General features: G+C 70.7%; 14 protein-coding genes and 1 pseudogene. 12 read left to right on the top strand and 3 right to left on the bottom strand.

Features of this window, described 5'->3' with window-relative positions:
- Nucleotides 1-607 precede the first annotated feature (607 nt).
- Together CR470_RS39440 and CR470_RS39080 are read right to left on the bottom strand one after the other, a co-directional pair.
- Nucleotides 608-3472, bottom strand: coding sequence for a hypothetical protein (locus tag CR470_RS39440; RefSeq protein ID WP_257138481.1), 2865 nt, complete (start codon nucleotides 3470-3472; stop codon nucleotides 608-610).
- Nucleotides 3473-4490: 1018 nt separating this feature from the next.
- The gene (locus tag CR470_RS39080) at nucleotides 4491-4703 is read right to left on the bottom strand and encodes an LAETG motif-containing sortase-dependent surface protein (RefSeq protein ID WP_257138483.1); all 213 of its coding nucleotides are present in this window, start codon (nucleotides 4701-4703) and stop codon (nucleotides 4491-4493) included.
- Between CR470_RS39080 and CR470_RS40055 the strand changes: the two genes are divergently transcribed.
- The 5 genes and pseudogenes from CR470_RS40055 to CR470_RS07310 all read left to right on the top strand — a co-directional run bounded on the left by CR470_RS40055 (nucleotide 4633) and on the right by CR470_RS07310 (nucleotide 10051).
- A complete protein-coding gene (locus tag CR470_RS40055; protein WP_218923756.1) occupies nucleotides 4633-4926 on the top strand; it encodes a hypothetical protein in 294 nt (97 codons plus the stop codon). The two genes, CR470_RS39080 and CR470_RS40055, sit on opposite strands and share 71 nt — an antisense overlap.
- Nucleotides 4809-5336 (top strand): annotated as a pseudogene (locus CR470_RS41275) (FAD-linked oxidase C-terminal domain-containing protein); the annotation flags it as partial. The gene CR470_RS40055 and the pseudogene CR470_RS41275, both read left to right, overlap by 118 nt.
- Nucleotides 5337-5409: 73 nt before the next feature.
- Nucleotides 5410-7266 carry an aldehyde dehydrogenase family protein gene (locus tag CR470_RS07320; protein WP_097866748.1) on the top strand — a complete coding sequence of 619 codons (1857 nt, stop codon included), beginning with the start codon at nucleotides 5410-5412 and terminating at the stop codon, nucleotides 7264-7266.
- Between the two features lie 57 nt (nucleotides 7267-7323).
- A complete protein-coding gene (gene ggt, locus CR470_RS07315; RefSeq protein WP_097866747.1) occupies nucleotides 7324-9141 on the top strand; it encodes a gamma-glutamyltransferase in 1818 nt (605 codons plus the stop codon).
- A 172-nt stretch (nucleotides 9142-9313) separates the two neighbouring features.
- A complete protein-coding gene (locus CR470_RS07310; protein WP_097866746.1) occupies nucleotides 9314-10051 on the top strand; it encodes a glycoside hydrolase family 75 protein in 738 nt (245 codons plus the stop codon).
- 68 nt (nucleotides 10052-10119) lie between these two features.
- On the opposite strand, the gene map is transcribed toward CR470_RS07310, so the two are convergent.
- A complete protein-coding gene (gene map / locus CR470_RS07305) occupies nucleotides 10120-10887 on the bottom strand; it encodes a type I methionyl aminopeptidase (protein WP_097866768.1) in 768 nt (255 codons plus the stop codon).
- A gap of 73 nt (nucleotides 10888-10960) precedes the next feature.
- On the opposite strand from map, the gene CR470_RS07300 reads away from it, so the two are divergent.
- From CR470_RS07300 to CR470_RS07270, 7 genes are all read left to right on the top strand, one after another.
- Nucleotides 10961-11230: a helix-turn-helix domain-containing protein gene (locus CR470_RS07300; protein ID WP_050357385.1), complete on the top strand. Its 270-nt coding sequence runs from the start codon at nucleotides 10961-10963 to the stop codon at nucleotides 11228-11230.
- Between the two features lie 58 nt (nucleotides 11231-11288).
- Nucleotides 11289-11669: a PPOX class F420-dependent oxidoreductase gene (locus tag CR470_RS07295; RefSeq protein WP_097866745.1), complete on the top strand. Its 381-nt coding sequence runs from the start codon at nucleotides 11289-11291 to the stop codon at nucleotides 11667-11669.
- Between the two features lie 232 nt (nucleotides 11670-11901).
- The gene (locus CR470_RS07290; protein WP_097866744.1) at nucleotides 11902-12744 is read left to right on the top strand and encodes a nitrilase-related carbon-nitrogen hydrolase; all 843 of its coding nucleotides are present in this window, start codon (nucleotides 11902-11904) and stop codon (nucleotides 12742-12744) included.
- A complete protein-coding gene (locus CR470_RS07285) occupies nucleotides 12741-14024 on the top strand; it encodes an aspartate aminotransferase family protein (RefSeq protein WP_097866743.1) in 1284 nt (427 codons plus the stop codon). Before CR470_RS07290 ends, CR470_RS07285 begins: the two co-directional genes overlap by 4 nt.
- A 98-nt stretch (nucleotides 14025-14122) precedes the next feature.
- On the top strand, nucleotides 14123-15523 hold the full coding sequence (hydA, locus tag CR470_RS07280; RefSeq protein WP_097866742.1) for a dihydropyrimidinase: 1401 nt from the start codon (nucleotides 14123-14125) through the stop codon (nucleotides 15521-15523).
- An 11-nt stretch (nucleotides 15524-15534) separates the two neighbouring features.
- Nucleotides 15535-16533, top strand: a complete 999-nt coding sequence (locus CR470_RS07275; protein ID WP_097866741.1) for a TIGR03842 family LLM class F420-dependent oxidoreductase — start codon at nucleotides 15535-15537, stop codon at nucleotides 16531-16533.
- 54 nt (nucleotides 16534-16587) lie between these two features.
- Entirely contained in the window at nucleotides 16588-16941 is a 354-nt protein-coding gene (locus tag CR470_RS07270) for a YciI family protein (RefSeq protein WP_143663781.1), read from the top strand.
- Nucleotides 16942-16963 lie beyond the last annotated feature (22 nt).

Genomic DNA, 16963 nt, shown 5'->3' with positions numbered 1-16963 from the left:
CTCAGCGTGGCCTGATTCCGGTGTGGTGCTACTCCCGCCGACTCGGAGCGAGGGCTGCCGGCGGTATCGCCCTGGAAAGTGAGGGGGCAGCCGCCCTCCGGGGCCAGCGCGCCCTCCTGACAGGCTGCCGCCAGAAGCGAAGAGATCATCCGATCAGGCGGACGCGATGCCGCCACCGAGCAAAACTCTTCCCGGGGTGTGGTGGGGGCTTCCCGCAGGCCCGGATCGGCCACATGGCGTATAGCAGCCGGAGTTGGGGGACGCCGTGGCGGTAGTCACCGGTAAGCACGACGGCGAGCGGAGTCCCGCGGCGGCCGACCGTCAGACGGTGCGCGGATCCAGGCCGAGCGCGGTCAACGGGCGAGGGCCACGCCGCGCCCCCATGGAGAGCCCGGACAGGTAAGTCGTCCACGGCGCAGTCATCCAGATCCAGCGCGTTCGCCTCGGCGCAGGTCGCTCGGCAGGGCCGCACTACGACTCACTCTGCAACGAAAGTTCTTGAACGAAGCGTGCAGGCCGGGGATCTCCCGCACACCTGTGTGATGGGGCGTGCTGTCCGGGCGGGGGTGGGCCCGGACGGCGGCCCGGGCCCGCGTGGTGCCGGTGGTCAGTCGTCCGCTGCGGACCCGTCGTCAGACGGCTCATCGTCCTTGCCGCCTTGATTCAGCATGCCGCCGAGGGCGCTGAGGTTGCTGGCACCGCCGGTCATGGCCGGTGCCGCCTTGCCGGCGGCGTCGACGGCGATCTGAGCCATCTTCTGCAGGTGTTCGGTGGCGGTCTTCATGGCGGCCTGGGCGCGTTCGCCGGCGTCCTTGTCGTTGCCGGCGGCGGATTCGATGCCCTTGGTGAGCACCTGGCTCATGTTGCTGAGGCCGCTCATATCGCGGAACAGGTTCGCGGTGACCATGGCCTGCGCCGCTTGCAGGGCGGTCGGGTCGGGCATCGCCGCAATCGGTGTGAACTTCGCCTGGGAAGCACCCATACCGGCCGCCGTGACGTCGAGGTTCTGTGCCCGCGACGCGGTGGAGACCGGTGCGATGTCGGCCGGCGTGATCTGGATGGGCGAGTCCTTCCAATTCCAGAAACGGGTGAGGTCGATCTTCTCCGCCGAGTTGGCCCGGCCCAGTACGGCCTCGGCGAAGACACCCTTGGTGGCGATGGCGATGGTGTTGGTCACCGGCGTCCCGAAGGTGGCATCGCCCGGCTGGCGGGCCTTGGCCCACGCCTCCCGTTCCTGCTCACTGCCGAAGTTCCACCGGAAACCGAGATAGTTGCCGGTGGCGGCGACCGGCTTCGGATCCAGCAGCGTGCCGAGTAGCACCGGCGCGGCGTTCGAGCCCGGCGGCGTGTACGAGTAGTTGGCGAGGATGCGGCTGAGCGTCAGCTCGTCGGCGTTGGCCCACACAGCCTGACTGTAGTGGCGGCGATTGTCGTTCAGGTGGTCGAGAACCACCTGCGGCACGTTCCCGCCGCGCACGTGGAAACCGAGCGAAGCGACGTAGGTGCGGGTGCCTGACTTCACCGTCGAACCGAACAGCCCGCAGATGGCCGCGCCACCGGCATCCTCGGTCAGGTCGGGTGCGACGGTGGTGGTCTCGGCGATCCCGAAGTTCGCCACGCCCGAGGCCATCGTCAGGCGCAGCCCGGCGAGGCTGCCACGGGCGGCCGTGCCGGACCAGGCGTCGACGGAGATCAGCTTGTCGGCGCCTCCGAAGGCGTACGAGGCGCGCTGCAGCACGCCGGACCCGCCGGTGTCGCCGCAGCGGAAGGTGTGGCCCGGGAAGACGACCCGGAGGCTGCGTATCCCGAACTCGTCGTACCAGACGTCGATCTTGGACGCGTAGGGAGAGTCGGTCTTCGGCGGGACGTCGAAGGCGACCGGTGCCTCGCGTGCGGCGGTGAGCAGCCGGAGGATGTACCCGTTACTCGTCAGCGCCCAGTAGTCTCCGCCGACGGACGAGACGACATCCACCAGCCCGGGGACCCCGGCGAAGTACTTGGGGGCGGTCCAGGCCGTCGCGCCGGCCTCCACCACGTGGGCCTTGCCGTCGGCCGCGATGCCCCAGAGCACGCCGTCCGGGCCGGAGGACAGGCGCTGTATGTTCGGCGCCGGAGTCCGCTCCACCCAGTTGGCACCGCTGCGCTCCCACGTCTGTCCCTGTCGGCAGTACCACGCCTTGTTCTTCCCGACGACGGCCACATCGTCGGCGGTGATCTTCAGGCTCTTCGGCACGCCGTTCGGGTCGCGGTGGTAGAGCGAATTGTCCATGCCGACCAGGTAGAGCGTGCCGTCCGAGCCACAAGCGAGGCTCAGCCCCGCCCAGCCCTGTGGGTCGGGGCGCCAGGTCGTCCCGTCGAACTGCACGAGCAGGTTGTCGTTTCTGAGCGCCCACACGGTGTTCTTGCCCGGCGCGATACGGATGAGTTCGCTGTTCAGTCCGGTGGTGGGTATCGGGTTCCACTGCCGGGCCACGGGATCGAACTTCACCGGACTGCCGTCGGACTTGCGTACCCCGTACACACCCATGACCGATGCGGCGATGTCCACCAGATCCACCCCGTCGAACACCTGAGGGACCGACGGCGTCTCCGGTGCCGAGCACGCCTCCAGCTTGCGCACCGTGGTGTCGAACGGATTCGCGGCCCGGATCTTCGCCGCCCAGTCGGCCGGCGCCACGGACGCGAGCACCTCTTTGTACCGCTGGAGGCTGGAGTAGTTGAAGGTGAGCTCCTGCAGCGGAATGAACAGGCAGCGCTCCAGCTTGGTCGGCTTGGTCGTCACGTTGTAGACCTGGACGACCTCGTAGTACTGCACCGACATCGCGTGCATGTGGTTGTAGTTGGTGATCACCCGGGTGACGACCTGATCCTTCTCCGACTGCGTCGTCTCACGCACGACCGTCATGTTCCGGCTGCGGGCCGCGGTCGCCAGTTGCTGGGTCCGCGCGCTGATGCGCTGCGCCGCCTCCTCCGCGACCGACTTCACGCCGGTGGAGCGCGACACGGCAGTCGTGAAGCCCGCGTTCGACGACTCGCCCCAGTTGCCGCCGGCCCCCATGCCGAATAACGCGACACCGATGCTGCCGCCGGAGCTGGACGACTTGCTCGCCTGGGATGCCTGGGACGTGCCGAACTGCTCCTCGCGGGCGATCGCGTTCGCGACCTCGCTGATCGACCGGTTCTGGTCGGTGGTGCCGGCCAAGGTTTCGTTCTCGGAAGCCGTCTCGGTACCGGTGGCCTTGGTGCTGCGCTGCCAGTCGACGACCGCAACCCTGGTGCTCTCACCGGGTGCGAGAGCGAGGCTGTGCAGCAGCCGACCCAGCGTGACGCCCTGGGCCGACCAACTCTGCTCCGTCGTCACGATCATGCCCTCGGCCGGCCGGTCGTAGAACGGCAGGTTCTCCTCGCCGAGGTCGATGGCACCGGTCAGCTTGCGGCCGGGTTTCGCTCCGGGGATGTCGGTGAGCACCACCGAGCGGTACCGGACGATCGTTGCCGGTGGTCGGAAGCAGGTCCTTCGGCGTGGGACCGTCGAGCATCGCCTTGTCCACTTCGAACTTCGGCGAGGTACTCGACGGCGTCGTCTTGGTCGCCTGGGTGGTGCCAGATGTTCCGGTGCTCGGACTACTCATCACGATGCCCGTCTGCGAGAACGATGGGAAAGGCCGGCAGACCGCCGGGACGTGGAGTGCCTGTTCCGACGACGGATCAAGCCTCCGGATCGCTCGAAAACTACACAGCCTGATCACGCAATCCACACGCTTTGCCGAACTTGGCCGGAAGCAAGTGCCCAACGGGCATTCCTCCCTCGACGCCGGTTCACCGAACAGCATGAGGTTCAGCGCGCCCGTGCCGAGCCGGGTCGCGAAGTGGTCGCATGCCGAAACGCCTTGCCGTCGGGAGCGGAGACCACTGAAGCCACCAGAACCCCTCGGTCAGGGGTGTCAGCATCCACCTTCGGAGCTCCGAGCCCTGTTCTGAACAATCAGTAACTCGTAGGACATCCGCATGAGATCCGGCCACACCGCCCTCGGAGTGCAGAGGGGCCCTTCAGCAGAGGGGCCCTTCAATAGGCACATCGAACGGTGGAAGGTTGGACAGCCCGCCGACTTCCAGCAGGCGGACAGCGGCAGCGCCGGCGGACGGGTTGGAGTCGTCGATGGCCTGTCAAAGCTGACGAAGGGAGGTTGATTCCGAGGCAGGTTCGTTCAACACGCAGGACTTGAAAGAGAAGGCGTCGCAGGTCAGATCGCGAGCGGCGTCCAGTACGCGCACCCGCATCTGTTTCCGCCAGGCGACGTGCGGGGGGTCGGGTACCGGCTCGCCGCAGGGGGCTCCGTTCTGCTCTGATGCCTGTCCGCCATGGCGGCAACTCTGTCAGTGGCGTCGGACCACTGGCGCTGGGCCTGTCGGCGTGCGGTGGTGCCGGCCCCTCCGAAGCGGGGGGTGGGGTCGGCACCACGTCTACTCGGTTCTTGTGGTCGGGTGGGTCAGGAGCGCTTGCGTCGGGCGGCGAAGAGGAGGCCGCCGCCGATGGCGAGGACGGCTGCCGCGATGCCGATCGGGAGCGTGGGGTCGGAGCCGCCGGTCTCGGCGAGCGGTTCGCTTTCTCCGTTCGGCTTCAGTCCGGGGGTGTCGTCGGTGCCGGCGGCCGCTTCCGTGGAGGGTGAGGCGGCGGCCCTCGCCCCGCGGCCCGCCCCCACGACCTCCGGCACCGGAGTCGCCTACTTCCCCGACCTCGCCACCGCCGGCAACGCCGTCATCGCCGCGGGCATCCTGCCCGCCACCCTCGAGTTCCTCGACCCGCCCTGCATCCAGGCGGTGGAGAACTTCGCCCACTCAAGCTCCGCACCGACGCCGGCGCCCTGCTCCTGTTCGGGGACGACGGCGAACCCGACGCCGTCGCCCGAGCACTGGCCCGCATGAGCGACATCTGTACCGCCCACCAAGCCCTGGACGTCACCACCGCCGCCGAGGTCGCCCAGGCCGAAGCGCTGCTGGCCGCCCGACGCTGCGCCCTGCCCACCCTGTCCCGGCTGGGTGATCTGACCATCCTGGAAGACGCCACGGTGCCCCGCCCGCGCATCGCGGAGATGGTCGAGCGCATCAGCACGATCGCATCACGCCACCACGTCACCTTCGGCCACGCCGGAGACGGCAACCTGCACCCCACCTGCATCGTGAAGTCCCGGGACGACACCGACGGCATCGCTCGCGCGGAGCGGGCCTTCGCCGACATCTTCGCCGCCGCGATCGACCTGGGCGGCACCATCACCGGCGAACACGGTGTCGGCGCGGCGAAACTCCCGTACCTCAAGGCCCAGCTGGGGGCTCAGCAACTCGCCCTGCTGCGCCGCCTCAAGACGGCCTTCGACCCGGCCGGCATCCTCAATCCGGAAAGCTGGGCTCATGAACGACCGCACCAGCGATGCGTCCCCCGGCCCGGTCTTCGACCCGGAGCTGCTCTCCCGCTGCATCTCCTGCGGATTCTGCCTCCCCGCCTGCCCCACCTACGCCGAGACCGGAGACGAGGCGTCCTCACCCCGCGGCAGGATCAACCTCATGCGCGCCCTCCAGGACGGCGACCTCCAGCCCGACGACCCCACCCTCAAGGAACAGGCATCGCAGTGCCTGGGCTGCCGTGCCTGCGAACCCGTCTGCCCCGCCGGCGTCGAATACGGCCGGCTCCTGGAACAGTGGCGCGACCACCAGTGGCGCGGCCGCCGCCTTCCCCTGCTCGCCCGCCCCCTCATGACCGGAGCCGGCCTCCGCGCGACCCTGCGCCTCCTGGGGAGGATCCGCGGCACAGCGAAAGCAGTGCCGCAGGCGCCGGCCTCCGAGGGCTCACTCATGCTCGGCTGCTTCGAGCGGGTGCTCTTCCCGAGCATCAGCCGCGCCGCCGTCCGCCTTCTCCCGGGACTCTCCGTCCCCAAGGACCAGGGCTGCTGCGGCGCCCTGCACGCCCACAACGGCGACACCACCACCGGCGAACAACTCGCCCGGCGCATGGGCCAGGACCTGCCCGGCCTGATCGTCGCCACCTCCGGCGGGTGCGCCGCCCACCTCACCTCCGTACTCGGCGAGGGCCGGGTGCGTGAGCTCTCCGACCACCTGTCCGGAAGCGACCCCGGCGAGCGCGGACACGGTGAACTGCGCGTCGACGGACGACGGGCCCGCGTCGCCCTCCAGGACTCCTGCCACCTGCGCAACGGTCTGGGCGTCTGGACCGCCCCCCGCGACCTGCTCACCCAAGTCGCCGACTACGTCGAACTGCCTTCGGCCGGCACCTGCTGCGGCGCGGCGGGAACGTACTCCCTGCTGCGCCCCAAGGAGTCCCGACGCGTCCTCGACGCCAAGATCGAGGAGATCGAGTCGACAGGAGTCGACTACGTCGCCGCGGTCAACCCCGGCTGCCTGCGCCAGCTCCGCACCGGCCTGCGCCGCGCACGCACCAAGGCTGTCCACCTCGCCGATCTCCTGGTCATGGCCCGCGCCCTGGTCACCCATCCCGCCGTCCAGGCCGTCGGTTTCACCGGTTCCACCGCCGGAGGTCGGGCCCTGTTCGACCTAGCCGCCCAGCGGCCCGACCCGATCCCGTTCTACGGTGAACTCGGCTCCCTCAACCCCGTGGTCGTCACCCCCGGCGCGCTCGCCGCGCGCGGGGCGGACCTGGAGGGCGAGTACATCGGGTCGGTCACCCGCAGCCAGGGCCAGCTGTGCACCAAGCCGGGCCTGCTCTTCCTGCCCGAAGACCATGGACTGGACGAACCTCTCCACCGGGCCATCTCGGCGGCCCCTTCGGCGCCCATGCGCGGACCGTGGATCGCCGACGCCTATGGCGCGACCCTCGACGACCTGGCCGCGCACCCCGCCGTCCGCCGCATCGGGGCCGCGCCGACGGACAGCCACCGCACCGGGCAATCCGCGCACATCCCTGCGGCGGCACTGCTCACGGTCACAGCCGACGACCTGAGCACCCACCCCGACCTGTTGCGGGAATGCTTCGGCCCGGCATCCGTCATCGTCACCTACACCTCCACGGAGTACCTGCTCACCGCGCTGCGCACAGTGCCCGGCAGCCTCACCGCGACCGTGCACGGCCGAGACGACACGGACGGAGATCTGGCCCGCCTCATCTGGTCCACGCTGCGCGCGGGCCGGCTGATCCGGAACGACTGGCCGACCGGAGTGGCCGTCACCCGCGTCGTCCGTCATGGGCGCGCGCAGGGCATCGGTCATCCGGGTAGCCGTTCGAGGCGGTCCTGACGATCCGGCTCCCCCGGGGCTACCCTGCGGCGGGAGATCCGTTGACTGGAGGTACGTATGCGCCGTTCCGTCGGCCGGAACACGTCGCTGTTGGCCGTCCTCGCCGTGGTCGCGTCGGTGGGGGCCGCCGCCCCGGTGGCCTCGGCACCGTCCACCGCCCCGCGTCCCGTGCCGCCCAAGTCCCCGGTGGCGGTGGGCCACGGGGGAGCGGTGGCGAGCGTCGACCCGGACGCGTCCGCCGCCGGGATCGAGGTGCTGCGCAAGGGCGGCAACGCGGTGGACGCGGCCGTGGCCACCGCCGCCGCGCTCGGCGTGACCGAGCCGTACTCGGCGGGCATCGGCGGCGGTGGCTACTTCGTCCACTACGACGCGAAGAAGCGCGCCGTGCGGACGATCGACGGCCGCGAGACCGCACCGCGCAGCGCGGACGCCTCGCTCTTCCTGGAGAACGGCGAACCGATCCCGTTCCAGGAGGGGGTGACCAGCGGCCTCGGTGTCGGGACCCCCGGCACCCCGGCCACCTGGGAGCGGGCCCTGGACGCGTGGGGCAGCAAGTCCCTGCGTACGCTGCTGAAACCGGCCGAGCGCCTGGCCCGGCACGGCTTCGTCGTGGACGGCACCTTCCGCTCGCAGACCGCCTCCAACCAGGCCCGGTTCGCCGACTTCCCGGCCTCCGCCGAGTTGTTCCTGCCGGGTGGTGAACTCCCCGCCGTCGGCTCGGTGTTCAAGAACCCCGACCTGGCCCGTACGTACGAGAAGCTCGGCCGCGAGGGTGTCGGGGCGCTGTACCGGGGCGAGTTGGCCGACGACATCGTCCGTACGGTGCGCAAGCCGCCCGTCGACCCGGACGCCACCCGGGTGGTGCGGCCCGGCGATCTGACCCGCGCGGACCTCGCCGCCTACCGGACCCTGCGCAAGGACCCGACGAAGGTGAGCTACCGGGGCCTGGACGTCTACGGCATGGCCCCCTCGTCGTCCGGCGGCACCAGCGTCGGTGAGGCTCTCAACATCCTGGAGTCCACCGACCTCTCGCGCGCCGACCGGGTGCGGTACCTGCACCGCCTGATCGAGGCGAGCCGGATCGCGTTCGCCGACCGGGGGCGCTGGGTCGGCGACCCCGCGTTCGAGGACGTCCCCACGAAGGAGCTGCTGAGCCAGCGGTTCGCCGACGCGCGGGAGTGCCTGATCCGGGACGACAAGGCGCTGACCAGCCCCCTGGCCCCGGGCGACCCGCGCGACCCCGAGCGGTGCGGCACCGGCGGCACGGCCGCGCCCACCACGTTCGAGGGCGAGAACACCACCCACCTGACGACGGCCGACAAGTGGGGCAACGTCGTCGCCTACACCCTGACCATCGAGTCCACCGGCGGCAGCGCCATCACCGTGCCGGGCCGGGGCTTCCTGCTCAACAACGAACTGACCGACTTCTCCTTCGCGCCCGCCAACCCGGCGGTGCACGACCCGAACCTCCCGGGACCGGGCAAGCGGCCGCGCTCGTCGATCTCCCCGACCATCGTGCTGAAGCACGGCAAGCCGGTGCTCGCGCTCGGCTCGCCGGGCGGGGCCACGATCATCACGACCGTGCTCCAGTCGCTCACCGGGCACCTGGACCGGGGGCTCCCGCTGGTCGACGCGATCGCCGCGCCGCGCGCCAGCCAGCGCAACGCGCCGACGACGGATATCGAGCCGGACCTGTGGAACAGCCCGGTCCGCGCGGAACTGGAGAAGCTCGGCCACTCCTTCAAGCAGAGTTCGGAGATCGGGGCCGTCACCGGGGTGCAGCGACTGCCCGACGGACGCTGGCTGGCGGCGGCGGAAAAGGTGCGCCGGGGCGGCGGCTCGGCCATGGTGGTGCATCCGGGCGGCGGTCACTGAGCCGGCCGGACGAAGCAGGCCCCGGGGCCGGTATCGCGCGACACAGCGCGCGGTGCCGGCCCCGCGGCCTTGGCGTGCGCCCACCCGGCCGATCCGGGACGGGCGGGGAGGGGCGCGCCGCCGCAGGGGACCCGTACGGGTCTCTCGTCCACGGGAAGGGGCCTTCCGCACGATGCGCACCCGCATGCTCGCCCTGACATCCGCCGCCTGCGGCGCCGCGCTGCTCGGAGCGGCGGCGCTGCCCGCGTCCGCCACCGGCCCGGGAACCGGCCCCGGCCAGGAGCCGGAAGCGGCCGAGGTGGACGCCGCCGGAGTGGACGCGACCGCGGCGACCGCCGCCGAACTGCTGGCCGAGGTCCGCGCCTGCGCCCGGATCTCGAAAGGCGCGTACCGCACGGACAGCGGCAGCGCGAAGGCCACGGTCCCCGTCTGCGGCACCCAGGACGCCGTCTTCTGGAAGGCGGACATGGACATCGACTGCGACGGCCGCAGGACCGCGGCCTGCAACCGGAGGACCGATCCGTACTTCCTGCCGGAGACCGCGTTCCAGACCTCCCGCGGCGAACCCCTGGACTCGGCCGCGCTCCCCCACGTGGTCGTGCCGGGCCCGAGCAAGGTGTGGGACTACCGGAAGTCGGGGCTCACCGGCGGCAGCGTCGTGGCGGTCGTGTACCGGGACCGCGTGCGATACGGCGTGATCGGCGACACCGGCCCCACGGGCATCATCGGGGAGGCGTCGTACGCCATGGCGAAGGACCTGGGCATCGACCCCGATCCGTGGACCGGAGGGGCCGAGTCCGGGGTCACCTACATCGCGTTCAAGAACTCCCGCGTCTCCCCGATCGAGAGCCGCGCGCGGGCGCGGAGCCGGGGAGCGTCCCTGGCCAGGGAGTTCGTCGGACGCTCCTAGGCCCTGTCGTCACACTCCCGCCTGCCGGGCGGCGCGGGGCCCAGAGAGGTCCGCGGTCCGTACGGTGCTCACAGCGCGGTCAGGACGCGCGGGCCGTCGTCTCGGATCGCCACCGTGTGCTCGGCGTGCGAGGCTCGGCTGCCGTCCGTCGTCCGCAGCGTCCAGCCGTCCTCGTCGTGGCGGAACTCGTCGCCGCCACCGCCGATCAGCATGGGTTCGATCGCCAGGACCATGCCGTGCCGGAGCGCCATGCCGCGGCCCGGCCGTCCCTCGTTCGGTACGGACGGGTCCTCGTGCATGGACCGGCCGATACCGTGGCCGCCGTAGCCGTCCAGGATGCCGTAGCCCGCATTCCGGCAGACCGTGCCGATCGCGTGGGCGATGTCTCCGATCCGGTTGCCGACCACGGCCGCGCCGATCCCGGCCGCCAGGGCCTCGTACGCGGTGTCGACGAGCCGGGTGTCCTCCGGGCGGGCCTCTCCCACGATGAAGCTGATCGCCGAGTCACCGGCCCAGCCGCCCAGGAGGGCCCCCGCGTCCACACTGACCAGGTCCCCGTCGCGCAGCGGTTCGGCCGAGGGGATGCCGTGCACGACCGCGTCGTTGACCGAGACGCAGATGACGGCCGGGAACGGGGTGGCCGCGAAGTGCGGCTTGTAGTTGAGGAAGGGGGAGGCGGCTCCGGCCCCGCTCAGCACCTCGCGGGCCGCCTCGTCCATGTGGCGGGGGGTCACGCCGACCGCCGCCACCTCCCGCGCACGGGTCAGGATCTGCGCGACGACCCGGCCGGCCTCGCGCATCGCTTCGATGGATGTGTCTGTCTTGATGTGCACCATGCCCATTACTATACCGGTCGAAGCGGTATAGTAATGACGGTATAGAAATGGCATTCCGTAGTACGATGGGCCCATGGTCCGCACCCCCCTGACACCCGAAGAGCGCCTGCGTGGCGAACGGCTCGGCATGTTGCTCCGTGCGGCGCGCGGGGAACGCAGCATGGCCGCCGTCGCCGCGAGCGCCGGAATCTCCGCGGAGACCCTCCGGAAGATCGAGACCGGCCGCGCGCCCACGCCCGCCTTCTTCACCGTGGCCGCCCTCGCCGGTGCGCTGGGCCTCTCCATGGACGAGATCCTCGGCCGCTGCGCGCCGGAACCGGCCGCCGCTCCGCTGATCGCGTAGGGCCTTGGGGGCGCGCCCTGATCGGCAGGTCGCCCCTCCGGGCGCGTAGGGTCGCGCCGTGACTCTCCAGGACTTCGCGCGCAGCGAGTACGTCAGCCTGACCACGTACCGGAAGAACGGCACACCCGTCGCCACGCCCGTCTGGGCCGCCGCCGAGGGTGATGTGCTGTACGTCTGGACCCGCTCCGACTCGTGGAAGGTCAAGCGGCTGCGCGGCAACGGCAAGGTCGTCGTCACCGTCTGCGACGTACGCGGCAGGATCGCCGAAGGGGCCCCCAGTGCGGAGGGCGCCGCGAAGCTCCTCGACGAGGACGGCACCCGCGCGGCGCGCAGACTGCTGGCGCGCAAGTACACCTGGAAGTTCTGGCTCGTCGACTGGCCCGCGACGGTCGCGCGGCTCGGCAAGCGTCCGCACACCGGGATCGCCATCACCTTCTGAGCACGGCCGCCGCCGAGGCGGCCGAGGCCCCCGGAGTCGCCTTGAACACCACCGGGGATCGGGGCCGTATCCGTTGTGGACCGGTCGGGTGCGAAACATGATCGACTCCGCCGGTTCACGGCGATGGTCTTGCCCCGCCGGACGGAGGGGCTTACGTTCTCCATCCATGCACCGATCTACGTGCGTAGAGAACGCGTAGAGGCTCTCTGACGCCGCGTCGAAGGAGCAGCTCATGTCCCACGTCGTACGCGCCGCACTCGTCCAGGCGACCTGGACCGGCGACACCGAATCCATGATCGCCAAGCATGAGGAACACGCGCGCGAGGCCGCCCGGCAGGGCGCGAAGATCATCGGCTTCCAGGAGGTGTTCAACGCCCCCTACTTCTGCCAGGTCCAGGAGCCCGAGCACTACCGCTGGGCCGAGCCGGTCCCCGACGGGCCGACCGTCAGGCGTATGCGGGACCTGGCCCGTGAGACCGGCATGGTCGTCGTCGTCCCGGTCTTCGAGATCGAACAGTCCGGCTTCTACTACAACACCGCGGCCGTGATCGACGCCGACGGCTCGTATCTCGGCAAGTACCGCAAGCACCACATCCCGCAGGTCAAGGGATTCTGGGAGAAGTATTACTTCAAGCCCGGCAACGCCGGCTGGCCGGTCTTCGACACCGCGGTCGGCAAGGTCGGCGTCTACATCTGCTACGACCGGCACTTCCCCGAGGGCTGGCGGCAACTCGGACTCGGCGGAGCCCAGTTGGTGTACAACCCCTCGGCCACCTCGCGCGGACTCTCCAGCCACCTCTGGCAGTTGGAACAGCCCGCCTCAGCCGTCGCCAACGAGTACTTCGTCGCCGCGATCAACCGGGTCGGCCAGGAGGAGTACGGCGACAACGACTTCTACGGAACCAGCTACTTCGTCGACCCGCGCGGCCAGTTCGTCGGGGACGTGGCCAGCGACAAGGAAGAGGAACTCCTCGTCCGCGACCTGGACTTCGACCTGATCGAGGAAGTCCGCCAACAGTGGGCGTTCTACCGGGACCGACGGCCCGACGCCTACGACGGGCTGGTGGAGCCGTGACCGGACTGCACGAGCGTCACCTCGCCGTCAGCCCCGAGTGGCTGGCCCTCTACTACCGCCGCCCCCTGGAACTCACCCACGGCGAGGGCCGCCACGTCTGGGACGCGGACGGCAACCGCTACCTGGACTTCTTCGGCGGCATCCTCACCACGATGACCGCCCACGCCCTGCCCGAGGTGACCAAGGCGGTCGCCGAGCAGGCCGGACGGATCATCCACTCCTCCACCCTCTACCTCAACCGCCCCATGGTGGAGATGGCCGAGCGGATCGCCACCCTCTCCGGCATCCCCGACGCCCGGGTCTTCTTCACCACGTCCGGCACCGAGGCCAACGACACCGCGCTGCTGCTCGCCACCGCGTACCGCCGCTCCAACCAGATCCTGGCGATGCGCAACAGCTACCACGGCCGGTCGTTCTCCACGGTCTCCATCACCGGCAACCAGGCCTGGTCGCCCACGAGTCTGTCCCCGCTCCAGACCCTGTACGTCCACGGCGGCGTCCGCGGCCGGGGGCCGTACGCCGAGCTGAGCGACGAGCGGTTCATCCAGGCGTGCGTCGCCGACCTGGAGGACCTCCTCGGGCACACCCGCAGGCCCGCGGCCCTGATCGCCGAGCCCATCCAGGGCGTCGGCGGCTTCACCTCCCCGCCCGACGGCCTGTTCGCCGCGTTCCGGGAGGTCCTGGACCGGCACGGGGTGCTGTGGATCTCGGACGAGGTGCAGACCGGCTGGGGCCGTACCGGCGAGCACTTCTGGGGCTGGCAGGCGCACGCCCAGCACGGGCCGCCGGACATCCTCACCTTCGCCAAGGGCATCGGCAACGGCATGTCGGTCGGGGGAGTGGTGGCCCGCGCCGAGGTGATGAACTGCCTCGACGCCAACTCCATCTCCACCTTCGGCGGCTCGCCGATCACCATGGCCGCCTCGCTCGCCAACCTCTCGTACCTCCTGGAGCACGACCTCCAGGGCAACGCGCGGCGCGTCGGCGGGCTCCTCATCGAACGGCTGCGGGGCATCGCCGCCGGCTCGCCCGCCGTACGCGAGGTGCGCGGCCGCGGCCTGATGATCGGCATCGAACTGGTGAGGCCCGGCACCGACGAGGCCGACCCCGAGGCCGCCGCGGCCGTCCTCGAAGCGGCCCGCGCGGGCGGGCTGCTCATCGGCAAGGGCGGCGGCCACAACACCAGCGTCCTCAGGATCGCCCCGCCCCTGACCCTGACCGTCGCCGAGGCCGAGGAAGGCGCGGCGATCCTCGCGGACGCCCTGCACGCGGCGGGCTGACCCCCGCCCGGCGGAGCCCGTACGTACACGAACCGCGCGGGGCGGCCCCGGCCGTACGCCCAGAGGGCCGGCGGGCGCCCCGAGTTAAGGAGACACCCATGAGCCGCACCGTCATCCACGGCGGCCTGGTCATCACCGCGTCCGACGAGATCCACGCCGACGTGCTCGTCGAGGGCGGCCGGATCGTCGCCCTCGCCGCCCACGGAACCGACGCCGCCGCGAGCTGGAGCGCCGACCGGCGGATCGACGCGACGGGCAAGTACGTCATCCCGGGCGGCGTCGACGGGCACACCCACATGGAGATGCCGTTCGGCGGGACGTACGCCGCCGACACCTTCGAGACCGGCACCCGGGCCGCCGCCTGGGGCGGCACCACCACCATCGTCGACTTCGCGATCCAGAGCGTGGGCCGCTCCCTGCGCGAGGGGCTCGACGCCTGGTACGGGAAGGCCGACGGCAACTGCGCCATCGATTACGCCTTCCACATGATCCTCGCGGACGTGAACCCCTCCTCGCTCAAGGAGATGGACCTCCTCGTCTCCGAAGGGGTCACCTCCTTCAAGCTGTTCATGGCCTACCCCGGCGTCTTCTACAGCGACGACGGCCAGATCCTGCGCGCCATGCAACGGGCCTCCGGCAACGGCGGGTTGATCATGATGCACGCGGAGAACGGCATCGCCATCGACGTCCTGGTCGAGCAGGCGCTCGCCGAGGGCCGCACCGACCCCCGCTACCACGGGGACGTCCGCAAGGTCGCCCTGGAGGCCGAGGCCACCCACCGCGCCGTCCAGCTCGCCCGGGTCGCCGGATCCCCCCTCTACGTCGTCCACGTCTCCGCCGACGAGGCCGTGGAGGAGATCGCCGCCGCCCGCCACAAGGGCCTCCCCGTCTTCGGGGAGACCTGCCCGCAGTACCTGTTCCTGTCCACCGACAACCTCGCCGAGCCCGACTTCGAGGGCGCCAAGTACGTCTGCTCCACCCCGCTGCGTCCCAAGGAACACCAGGAAGCCCTGTGGCGGGGCCTGCGGAACAACGAACTCCAGGTCGTCTCCACCGACCACTGCCCCTTCTGCTTCTCGGGTCAGAAGGAGATGGGCCGCGGCGACTTCTCCAAGATCCCCAACGGCATGCCGGGCGTCGAGCACCGCATGGACCTGCTGCACCAGGCCGTCGTGGACGGGCACATCACCCGCCGCCGCTGGATCGAGATCGCCTGCGCGTCCCCGGCCCGGATGTTCGGCCTCTACCCGAAGAAGGGCACCATCGCCCCGGGCGCCGACGCCGACATCGTCATCTACGACCCGGCCGCCGAGCAGACCCTCTCCGCCGAGACCCACCACATGAACGTCGACTACTCGGCGTACGAGGGCAAACGCATCACCGGCCAGGTCGAGACCGTGCTCTCGCGCGGCGAACTCGTCATCGACGGACGGAAGTTCACCGGTCGTGCCGGACACGGCATGTACACCCCCCGCGCCACCTGTCAGTACCTGGACTAGGAGATCCCGCCATGGACTTCGGACTCGTCCTCCAGACCGACCCGCCCGCCTCCGCCGTCGTCGGCCTGATGCGCCGCGCCGAACGCAACGGCTTCCGCTACGGCTGGACCTTCGACTCGGCGGTGCTCTGGCAGGAGCCGTTCGTCATCTACAGCCGCATCCTGGAGCACACCGACCGGATGACCGTGGGCCCGATGGTCACCAACCCGGGCACCCGCACCTGGGAGGTCACCGCCTCCACCTTCGCCACCCTCAACGACATGTACGGCAACCGCACCGTCTGCGGCATTGGGCGCGGCGACTCCGCGATGCGCGTCGCGGGCCGCCGGCCCAACACGCTGGCCCGCCTCGGCGAGGCCATCGACGTGATCCGGGACCTCGCGGAGGGCCGGGAGGCGACGGTCGACGGGCAGCCGGTGCGGATCCCGTGGGTGAAGGACGGGCGGCTGCCGGTGTGGATGGCGGCGTACGGGCCCAAGGCCCTCGCCCTGGCCGGGCAGAAGGCCGACGGCTTCATCCTCCAGCTCGCCGACCCCTTCCTCACCGAGTGGATGATCAAGGCGGTACGTGACGCGGCCTCCGACGCCGGACGGGACCCGGACTCCGTCACCATCTGCGTCGCCGCCCCCGCCTACGTCGGAGACGACCTCGACCACGCCCGGGAGCAGTGCCGCTGGTTCGGCGGGATGGTCGGCAACCACGTGGCGGACCTGGTCGCCCGCTACGGCGAGCACTCCGGCCTGGTCCCCGAGGAGCTCACCGACTACATCGCCGGACGCTCCGGCTACGACTACAGCCACCACGGGCGCACCGGCAACCCGGACACCGCCTTCGTCCCGGACGGGATCGTCGACCGGTTCTGTCTGCTGGGTCCCGCCGAGGCGCACATCGAGAAGCTGCGGGCGCTGCGGGACATGGGCGTCGACCAGTTCGCGCTGTACAACATGCACGACGCCCGGGAGGCGACCATCGACGCCTACGGAGCCGAGATCATCCCGGCCCTGAGCTGATCGGTACGGTAGCGTGAGCAGCCGTTCGGGCATCGACGGGGGAGGCACGGATACGTGGCGCAGTACTTGTTGTTGGTGTACGAGGACGAGCCCATGACGAGTGCGCTGCCCTCGGAGGAGGAAGCGGCGCTGGTGGGCCGGTTCCAGGACTTCATGCGGCGCAACGAGGCGGCCGTGGAGCGGGGGCAGCGGCTCCACCCGACGTCCACGGCCACCTCGGTGCGGCGCGACGTCGACGGCGGTGTTCGGATCAGTGACGGGGCATTCGTCGAGTCCAAGGAAGTCGTCGCCGGGTACTTCCTGATCGAGGCGGAGAACCTCGCCGAGGCGCTCGGACTGGCCCAGGAGATTCCCGTGCCCAACGGCGGGGTCGAGGTCAGGCCGATCCGTTCCGTGCCGGGCGCCTGAATCGCTGTCACCCGCACACCCG

This window comes from Streptomyces sp. rh34 (assembly GCF_002551245.1).
Taxonomy (GTDB): domain Bacteria; phylum Actinomycetota; class Actinomycetes; order Streptomycetales; family Streptomycetaceae; genus Streptomyces.
This window is presented reverse-complemented; position numbering and strand designations above follow the sequence as displayed.